Origin of the sequence: Thiolapillus sp., from assembly GCF_048562965.1 — a bacterium.
Lineage (GTDB): Bacteria > Pseudomonadota > Gammaproteobacteria > Chromatiales > Chromatiaceae > Thiolapillus > Thiolapillus brandeum_A.
Genome location: NZ_JBHNMF010000679.1, coordinates 1 through 1,632, shown reverse-complemented (window position 1 = coordinate 1,632; position 1,632 = coordinate 1). Strand labels below are relative to the sequence as shown.

Annotated in this window: 1 protein-coding gene; it reads right to left on the bottom strand. The window is 51.3% G+C overall.

Annotated features, from left to right (window positions below; all coding sequences use genetic code 11):
* Nucleotides 1-145: 145 nt before the first annotated feature.
* Nucleotides 146-1,489, bottom strand: a complete 1,344-nt coding sequence (locus ACOCD2_RS19085; RefSeq protein WP_293650116.1) for an ISNCY family transposase — start codon at nt 1,487-1,489, stop codon at nt 146-148.
* Nucleotides 1,490-1,632: the final 143 nt, after the last annotated feature.

Genomic DNA, 1,632 nt, shown 5'->3' with positions numbered 1-1,632 from the left:
CTGATATTCTGAATTATACTTCATCCTTTGAAGCCAATCTGGCAATCGATCACTCTCAAGGACTTATTATCACCCTTTGCCGGTGCGCCGGACATACGAAGCCTGGGGAACCCCCATCATTTGGTCAGTTTGTCCGCAATGGCGGCTAGGTTGACTTCAACCGACCGAACAAAGCCAAATTGTGAGCCACCACGGATGACCAGACATACGCTTCGAAATGCGCCCAACCTTTCCAGGTACACCGTGACAATCCATAAGCCCGCTTTAGGCAAGAAATACCCGCTTCAATCCCTGCCCGGAAGTTTCTCAATTTGCGATAGACCCAGGGACTTTGCGCCATGTCTTCCACTTTCAGTCCCCGTTTCTTGTGGAACACGACATCCTTGACCTGTAACGCCTTGGCTGCCTGAAGGTTATCGGTACTGGCATAGCCACCATCGGCAGCCATCTGGCGTGGTGCCACGCCAAAGTGCTCGATGTGCCGTTCCAGCATGGGCAGGAACTGGGCGCTGTCTGCCGGATTCCCTTTCTCGACGACAACATCCAGAATCAATCCACTGCGCCCCGTACTGAGATTGAGCTTGTGCCCATATTGAATATCACGGCGCCCCTTGACGATAATGTCGGTATGTTCTTCGAAGAGACTGACGATCTTTTCATTGGCCGGTACTTTCTCCCCCTGGAATACCCGCCGTTCCGCCTGTTCAATGACCTTTTCAATCAGTGGCTGGTAATGCGCGACCTGCGCACTCCACTCGGCATATCCGCTGTCAATGCCGCTGCATCTAAGTGCAAGATCCGCTTGCTCGACGTAACACAGGCTGTTTCGGGTCACCTTGATCAAATCCCGATACAAACGCGCTTTCTTGTCGGCACCGCGTGTATAAATGATGGCTCGCATCCGTTTTTTGGCCACGCGCTGATGATTTTGCCACGTCAATTCAGGTGCGCCGGGTAAGTCTTGTGCCGCTTCCATCAGGCGAATCAATACCCGAACACTGTCCCACAACAGGCGGCCATCCGTGGGATCATGAATCGTCGATTCGGTGACCGTACTGTCAATCCGAAGCATCTTGCTATTTTCGATCTTGTCCTGGCGTGCATCCTCTAGCAACTGCAGGTTGATTTGTTCCCAGGTCACCGCAGATATGGCGCTGATGCAGCGCTGCAAGGCCGACTTCTTGGGCACCCAGGTCCCACACAAACGGGCGAACGCCTGATAGGCGGAAGAATCCATCAGACAAAAGACCAATTCCTCATAACTCAACTGTCGGTATTGCTTGAGTATCGCACAGCGTAAGACAGTATCCACACTCAAACCTTTGCGCCCCGTTGCCTTGGGTTGGCGATCCTTTATGTCTGCCGCGACCCAATCCAGTAGATCAGGATGCGCGTCCAGCAACTTGGACATGGCTTTGAGTTCACGCCCGATGTCGTGCTCTGGATAAATTTCGAATATACTGGGTTGGATGGTGCGTTTTTCTCGCATTGTCAGCTCCTGGTTTGTTGGTTATTTCCTTTATAGTCAATTGCTTAGCTATAAATTATACCCAGCTCACCAGGAATTTCCCAGCAACTTCTCGATGTTTTTTTACGTTAATTCAATAGGTTGGCATTTTTGGATGGACACTA